Source organism: Chthonomonas sp. (genome assembly GCF_035294165.1).
GTDB lineage: Bacteria > Armatimonadota > Chthonomonadetes > Chthonomonadales > Chthonomonadaceae > Chthonomonas.
Genome location: NZ_DATGLN010000058.1, coordinates 39,487 through 47,207 on the forward strand (window position 1 = coordinate 39,487; position 7,721 = coordinate 47,207).

At 54.2% G+C, this 7,721-nt stretch carries 7 protein-coding genes; 5 read left to right on the top strand and 2 right to left on the bottom strand.

Translation table 11 applies throughout. From position 1 onward, the window contains the following. The first annotated feature begins 81 nt into the window (after positions 1-81). Positions 82-2,589, top strand: coding sequence for an alpha-ketoacid dehydrogenase subunit alpha/beta (locus VKV29_RS02500; protein ID WP_324199721.1), 2,508 nt, complete (start codon positions 82-84; stop codon positions 2,587-2,589). A 223-nt stretch (positions 2,590-2,812) separates the two neighbouring features. Here the strand turns inward: VKV29_RS02500 and VKV29_RS02505 are convergent, their stop codons facing one another. Both VKV29_RS02505 and VKV29_RS02510 read right to left on the bottom strand, forming a co-directional pair. Continuing rightward, positions 2,813-3,007 carry a hypothetical protein gene (locus VKV29_RS02505; protein ID WP_324199722.1) on the bottom strand — a complete coding sequence of 65 codons (195 nt, stop codon included), beginning with the start codon at positions 3,005-3,007 and terminating at the stop codon, positions 2,813-2,815. Positions 3,008-3,021: 14 nt separating this feature from the next. After that, positions 3,022-3,873, bottom strand: a complete 852-nt coding sequence (locus VKV29_RS02510) for a type II secretion system protein (RefSeq protein ID WP_324199723.1) — start codon at positions 3,871-3,873, stop codon at positions 3,022-3,024. Positions 3,874-4,377: 504 nt separating this feature from the next. Between VKV29_RS02510 and VKV29_RS02515 the strand changes: the two genes are divergently transcribed. Genes VKV29_RS02515 through VKV29_RS02530 form a run of 4 tightly spaced genes read left to right on the top strand, consistent with a single transcriptional unit; the run spans position 4,378 to position 7,231 of the window. Then, positions 4,378-5,202: a PspA/IM30 family protein gene (locus VKV29_RS02515; RefSeq protein WP_324199724.1), complete on the top strand. Its 825-nt coding sequence runs from the start codon at positions 4,378-4,380 to the stop codon at positions 5,200-5,202. Between the two features lie 44 nt (positions 5,203-5,246). Further along, positions 5,247-5,747 (top strand): hypothetical protein, encoded by a 501-nt coding sequence (locus tag VKV29_RS02520; RefSeq protein ID WP_324199725.1) that lies wholly within the window; start codon positions 5,247-5,249, stop codon positions 5,745-5,747. Positions 5,748-5,765: 18 nt separating this feature from the next. Beyond that, complete coding sequence (locus tag VKV29_RS02525; protein ID WP_324199726.1) at positions 5,766-6,065, top strand: 4a-hydroxytetrahydrobiopterin dehydratase; 300 nt, start codon at positions 5,766-5,768, stop codon at positions 6,063-6,065. Positions 6,066-6,070: 5 nt separating this feature from the next. Continuing rightward, positions 6,071-7,231, top strand: coding sequence for a cysteine desulfurase family protein (locus VKV29_RS02530; RefSeq protein ID WP_324199727.1), 1,161 nt, complete (start codon positions 6,071-6,073; stop codon positions 7,229-7,231). Positions 7,232-7,721: the final 490 nt, after the last annotated feature.

Sequence of the window (7,721 nt, forward strand, 5' to 3'; positions counted from 1 at the left end):
TCCAACCTTCTCTATGAAGTATTCTCTCTTTAAGAGACGATCAGAACGATCGAGAACGCCACAGAAATAGAGTCACACAAGATGCCCAAATCGCTGATGATCCGACCCGACGAAATGCGACGTGCGGGTCAAATAGAGTTTACACCTATCCCGCTGAACCAATACCACCGTACTCTCAAAGAAGAGCTTGATCGGTTTGCCCGCGAAGACCTGCTGCGTATCTATCGGGACATGCTGATCATCCGCACTTTTGAGAGCATGCTCGATAGCGTTAAGAAAACGGGAGGCTATCGTGGCATCGAGTACAACCATCGGGGGCCTGCACACCTCTCTATCGGTCAAGAGGCCGCCGCCGTAGGCCAAGCCTTTTTATTGGATGTAAACGACCATATTTTCGGCAGCCATCGCAGTCATGGTGAAATACTGGCCAAAGGGCTTTCCGCCATCGAAAAGCTGCCGGAAGAGACCCTCCAACAGATTATGGAGCGCTATTGGGATGGAGCCACATTACGGGTGGTGGAGAAGAAGGTAGAACAGGCTCCGGAGGGTCCTCCCCTGCACACGGGATCGGGGGTTCGGAATCTGGCCATTGATTATCTTCTCTATGGCGCCTTGGCCGAGATATTTGGAAGAGAAACGGGTTTCAACAAAGGCATGGGCGGCTCGATGCACGCCTTCTTCCCTCCCTTCGGCATCTACCCCAACAACGCCATTGTGGGCGGCTCCGCCGACATCTCGGTAGGGGCAGCGCTCTACAAACGGGTTCAGGGAAAGCCGGGCATCGTCATCTGCAATATCGGGGATGCTGCCATTACCTGCGGCCCCACGTGGGAGGCCATGTGCTTTGCCAATATGGATCAGTTCAAAACCCTCTTCGAGGAGCCTTATCGTGGTGGCTTGCCCGTCATCTTCAACTTCGTTAACAACTTCTACGGCATGGGGGGGCAGCTTGTTGGAGAGACCGGTGGATTTGGCATCCTAGCGCGCGTAGGCGCCGGCCTCAACGCAAACCAAATGCACGCCGAGCGTGTAGATGGCTATAACCCACTGGCCGTTATTGACGCCATTGCCCGCAAGAAAGAGATATTGGCGAAGGGCGAAGGCCCGGTGCTGCTCGATACGGTTACCTATCGTTATAGCGGCCACTCTCCCTCCGATGCCTCCTCTTATCGAGAGAAAAGCGAAGTTGAGGAGTGGCAACGCATCGACTCCCTCATCACCTACCGGCGCGAGCTGCTGGAGGCCGGCATTACCACCGAAAACGAGTTGGAAGCGATGCAGCAGGCCATAGATGCCGCCATCCTGCGGGCTTATGTGAAGGCGATTGACCTCGAACTCTCCCCTCGGGCGAATCTATTTCAACCCGGGTGCTTGCTCGAGAAGACCATGTTCTCGAACCAACACCTGGAATCGCTGGATAACACACGCCAGCCCGTCACTCTCCTACCTCACCACGAAAACCCCCGGGTGCAGCGGCTTGCTTCCCGCAGCCGTTCCGGCATCGGCCCCGACGGCACGCTTCTACCCAAATCCCGCTGCATCGGCATTCGGGACGCTCTCTTCGAAGCCATTCTCGACTCCTTTGAGACCGATCCGACTCTCATCGCCTATGGAGAGGAGAACCGCGACTGGGGTGGCGCCTTTGGCGTCTATCAAGGGCTAACGGAGAGTCTGCCCTATCATCGTCTGTTTAACGCGCCCATTGCCGAGGCGGCTATCGTGGGTACCGCCGTGGGCTACGCGCTTGAAGGAGGCCGCGCGCTTGTTGAGATTATGTACTGCGATTTCATTGGCCGTGCCGGCGATGAAATTTTTAACCAACTTGCCAAGTGGCAGGCCATGTCGGGCGGACTGCTGCGCATGCCCGTGGTGGTGCGGGTATCCGTCGGCAGCAAATACGGCGCTCAGCACAGCCAAGATTGGACCTCCCTATGTGCTCATATACCGGGGTTGAAGGTGGTCTTTCCGGCCACCCCCTACGATGCAAAAGGACTTATGTACGCCGCCCTTACAGGTACCGATCCGGTTATCTTCTTTGAAAGCCAACGCATCTACGACCAGCCGGAACTGTTTCATGGAGTGGAGGGCGTACCCGAAGGCCGATATACGGTGCCCATCGGCCTGCCGGATGTAAAGCGAACCGGTGAAGACATCACCATTCTATCGGTAGGCGCCACCCTCTACCGCGCCCTGGAGGCTGCAGATATTTTGGAGAAGGAGTATAACCTCAAAGCCGAGATCATAGATGCGCGATCGCTTGTACCCTTCGACTATACTCCTGTGTTGGAGAGCGTCAAGAAGACCGGTCGCATTCTGCTAACGAGTGATGCGTGTGAGCGAGGCAGTATTTTACAGACGTTTGCGGCAAAAATAGCCCATTTCGCGTTTGACGATCTCGATGCCCCTCCGGTGGTGGTGGGCGCACGCAACTGGATAACACCTCCGGATGAGATCGAGGAGAGCTTCTTTCCCTACCCCTCCGACCTCCTTGACGCCATCCATACCCACATCCTCCCGCTTCCGGGCTACACGCCTAAGCGCGTATGCGACCGTAACGACCTGCTGCGGCGAAGCCGCGAGGGCGTGTAGAGAAAGGCTTCAGCTCGCACCCACAGAGGGCCGGCCGCAGACAGGGGTAGTAAGCGACCGCATGCCTAAATACGAAGGTCTCCCCCTTCAAGGCCGACGCCCTCCCCCCTCACTCGAGATGGCATGGTTTCTGCGCGTACATTTCTATGAAAATAGAACCGGAGTTCTCTGTCAGGAACTCCGGTTCGACTTCAATAAGCAGATTGACGGTATCGAGGCACACTTACTGTGGTTTCCCTGGCCCCCCAGCTGCACCAGGAAGTATCTTACCGCCTACTCGCCGTCCCTGTTGGGCTTGGGCAGGAGTGGGCAGACTACCACCCTGCGGTCGGTTTAGATAGTAATAGATACCCCCCAATACAAGGATGACGATCACTATCACAATAACCGCAATAACCGGGTTCACCTCTTTTTTCATCGGCATTCCTCTACTCAGTTATTTGGCCACAGATAGAGCAGGGTATCGGGTTGCGCAGGGTTGGCCTGTAGGAACTGACCTGGTTTGAAGGATTTGGCGTGTCCATCAAGAAAGCCCACATTAAACATGCCCTGTCCATAAGCAGTCGCACGTGTGTTCAAATCGCATCTATTGGAACCGCCTGTATGTCGAGGTTGCGGGCCAAAGAAGCTATAATCGTAGCCAACCCAACCTCCACAATACCCTAAACCAACCTGCATGCCATAAATGCCCTGCCAACCGTCGAAGTTATTGCTGTCGAACAGCAAGGCATACTCTGCTGGTCTTGCCACACGCGCGAGGGTGGCGCTAGGAAAATTCCCTTGAGGCCATCCATAAGCCGGACCGTTAGAAATGCCGGCTCCAGCAAGGCCATCATACTTCTCCTTCGGCAACGCATAGTTCTGAAACCAAGCAGCCTGACGAGTGAGGAAGTAGGGATAGCCTAGCGACGCTGCGGTTGGGAACATACCATACGACATCCAGTACTGGAAGTCGGTTTGTACGTTGGCACTATCTTGATAAGGCGAGTCGGGGCAGATAACGATGGCATAGTTCTTGGCATAGGGCTGAACCAGGTCTTGCCACGTATCAAAGAACGTCTGATTATCCGTAGTGCAATCAAGAACGATGTTTTCATCGTAATCTTGTGTGTACATCGCAATGGCGGTACCTAGCTGCTTGATGTTGGAGAGACAAGAGATTTTTCTTGCCTGCTCACGCGCTTGGGCGAAAACGGGGAAGAGGATCGCAGCCAATATAGCGATTATCGCTATGACTACAAGAAGCTCGATAAGCGTAAACGCTCTGAAGTGAGATCGATTCATTTTTTAGCCTCCTAGTACTTTTGTTGAGATAGAGTTAAATTCGGCTTTTGGCCGAGAACAAACCGTATTCGCCTCGTGCTCCATTCCGATGGGAAACATTTGGCGGATTAAGGTTAGTTAACGCTTTAGCGGTTATTGTACCTCCTAGGGCGCTTACGTTGACAAGCTCGAAAAAGTTCCTATTTCCGCATCTTCTAGTACGTTTTTACTGAATAAGGCGTCACCAAATACTGAAACAGATAAGAATACATTTGCCGAATTCGACAAGGTCACCCGCAAAACCTTGCCCGAATCTACAGTTGACAATCGTGCCAAAACATGTGATAATAAAAGGAAGCAGGAGCGACGGGGCAAGAGAGCATCGTGTCCGATTGAATCTGGATGAAACGTTTTATGGCCTCGTACGTATGTTGGTTTAGAACCGCAGCGTTGCCCTAAGCTTCTTGCCTTGCATAAAGCACCTGGGGTCGCCTTTGAGGCATCTCAGGAAGGAGATGGTTTGCTATGGCATCGAACCCGTTCAAACGATTTTGGCGCTACCTAATGGCTCTTTTAAGCGGCAAACTTGACCAATGGGAAGACCCTGAGGTCATCATCAACGAGGCCGTTCGCGAGATGCGTGAAAACCAGATCAAAAATCGCGAACTGGCCGTTCAAGCCATTACGCAGAAGAACAACCTGCAGGCCGAAGTGGAAAAAGAGGAGCGACTGGTTGCCGACCTGGAAAAGAAAGCGGCCATCGCTCTCCAAGGTGGCAACAGGGACCTAGCTTTGCAGTTCCTCCGAGAAAAGCTTCAGCATGAACAGACACTCGAACAGATGCGTGCCAGCCTGGCACAGGCCATTGAGGCCGCTGAAAAGGTAAAAACGGCCATTAAACTAGAGGAAGACCGTATCCGACAAAAGACGGCACAGGCCCTTGCGCTCAAAGCCAAAATGAAACAGGCGCAGATCGAGATAAAGATCAATAAAGCGCTCGATCAGTTTCAGTTCAGCAACAACGAGCAGCAGTGGGGTGCCGTGGAGGAGCGTATACGCTCCATGCAGTCGGAGGCAGCGGCTCGCGCCGAGGTCGCCAACACCAGTATTGATGCCCGTGTCCGCGAGCTAGAAGCCTCTCAGATGGATGCGCAAGCGGAACAGGAGCTGGCACAACTCGAAGCGAAACTTTCGTTGGGCACCGGCACGACCAACAACTACGTATCTGCTAATCAGCAGCAGGTGCAGACGGTGGGAACCGGTGCCAACGGCTCTGCGGCGCCTGAAAGCGAACTGGACAGACAGTTGGCCGAACTTGAAGCCAAACTGAACAACCAGAATAAACAGTAGTTTCGTTCCGTGCCCACTTGAGGAGCCTAAAAGCTATATCATTTATGAGCCTATCAAACCGCCTCTATCGCATTGCGCGCAGCAAGCTGAACGAACTAAAGGAGTGGTTCGACCGCGTGGAAGAAGAACGCACAAGCGACCCACTTCGTAGTCCGGAAGAACTTGCTGCAGAGGAGCTTGATTCGGCCCTTCATTCCTCGGCTCCGGTCTCACCGGCTTCCTCTTCATCGAGCGCTCGTCCCCCTCAAAAAGCGGCTTCTCCGGCTCCGGAAACCGATCCCCTCTACTACCACTATCGCCTTCTCGGTCTGCAGCCCGGCGCCGATCTAACGGCCGTGCAGGCGGCCTATAAACGCTACGCCGAACGCGCCAACCCCGCCCGCTTTCCCCCTGGCTCACCGGAAGAGGCCGTCGCCCGTGACCTCCGTAGAAAGCTTGATCTATCCTACAAAACCCTTTGTGAGGCTCTCGACCCCACTTTGCGTCGCTTCGAACTGCTTGAGTTCGATACCTTTTCGGCTCCCCAAAAAGAAGAAAATTCCTGAAAGGAGAGCGCAATTACCATGGCGCGACCTTCTAAACTAACCGAAGCGCAGATTCAACAGGCCCTTGCCGAGCTACCCGAATGGCGCTATCACGAGGATAAGTTGCAACGCACCTTCAAATTTGCCGATTTCTCTCAAGCCTGGGGGTTCATGAGCCGTGTGGCCCTTATGGCCGAAAAGATGGACCACCACCCCGACTGGTCCAACGTCTACAACACCGTACACGTGGCGCTCAGCACCCACGATGCCGGAGGGGTTACCGAACTCGATCTTCAGCTGGCACACCACATGAATCGCTTCTATGCAGAACGAGGTTAAGAACCATGCAACTGCCGATCTACCTCGACCATGCTGCCACGACCCCCGTCCTACCCGAAATCGCAGAGGCCATGATGCCCTTCCTAATCCAAACCTATGCGAATCCCTCTGCAGCTCATGCCCTTGGGCTAGAAGCACGCCATGCGGTGGAGGAGGCGCGAAGGATCGTGGCCGAAGCCCTTCATGCCGACCCCGACGAGATCGTGTTTACCTCGGGTGGCACTGAGTCGGATAACGCGGCCATCTACGGAGTTGCCTATGCCCTTGCGGAACATGGACGCCATATTCTCTCAACCCCCATCGAGCACCACGCCGTGCTCGAACCGCTCCATGACCTTGCCCGGCGCGGATGGGACGTAGAGATGTTGCCCGTCTCTTCGGAAGGCCTTGTCGCTCCTGAAGAGGTGGCACGTCGTATTCGCAAAGATACCGTTCTGGTTAGCGTGATGCACGCTAACAACGAGATCGGCACCGTGCAGCCTATCGAGGCTATTGGGGCGATCTGCCGGGAAAAGGGAGTGCTGTTTCATACCGATGCCGTGCAAAGCTTTGGCTACCTGCCTATAGATGTGCGCAAAATGAAAATTGACCTCCTAAGCCTCACCGCCCATAAGTTTTATGGCCCCAAAGGCATTGGCGTTCTCTATGTGCGATCCGGCATCCCCTTCGAACCGTATCAAAAAGGCGGAGGGCAAGAAAATGGACGGCGTGGTGGCACCCTCAATGTGCCCGGAATTGTGGGATTGGGCAAAGCAGTGGAGATCGTACTGGAACAGCGTGAGGAAGAGAGCAAGCGGCTTCAACGGCTTCGTGACTACTTCATCGCGGAAGTTGAGCAGGCCATCCCAGAAGCCACACTCACCGGCCATCGCCAATACCGCCTTCCAAATAACGTCCACCTCTGCTTTAAAGGCATTGAAGGCGAATCGCTGCTGTTGAGTTTAGATGCCGAAGGCATCTGCGCGTCGGCCGGCGCGGCCTGCTCGGCAGGCTCGCATGAGCCGAGCCATGTGCTACAGGCTATCGGCGTGCCCAACGATATCATACGCGGTGCCTTACGCCTTAGCCTTGGTAGAGCGACCACCGCAGAGACATTGGACTACTGTTTGCAAGTCCTAAAGCAAGCCGTAGGGCATCTGCGCTCAAAACAGCGGGTGCTAACTTAGGGATGTCGCAATTGGATGCCTTTTTTGTTATAGTTTTCAAATGTTGGGAACTGTGTGCTTCGACGCAACCGTAATCAAAAGAGCTGGCGGAAGGCCCAACAAATAACTTGACAAATGGCCTAAGATGCTTTATAATACAAAGTAGGTTCGGAGTATGGCGATTCTAAACGCCCACGAACCAAGCCGATCAGGGTGTTTGAGAGCTGTTCCACAGGGTGGAATGCTCTACCCTTGAGAACGTTCTCACACTCTAAGTGGCGTCGTGGCACAAGGCGCCCAGAGATGATGTTCCTTTTACAGGGGCAACCCTGTAGCGAAGTTTTCCGGTGCTTCTGAAGCCACGCATGAGATGACATCGGTCTGTGAAAAAATGCACATTCTTTTTCGAAGAGCGTGCCGTAGAGAGAGTGAAAGGAACCTAGCGAGGAGTGGCCTCAATGAATGATTACGCTGTTGTTCCGGTGCGATCGGATGCCTCCGTTTCGCCAGA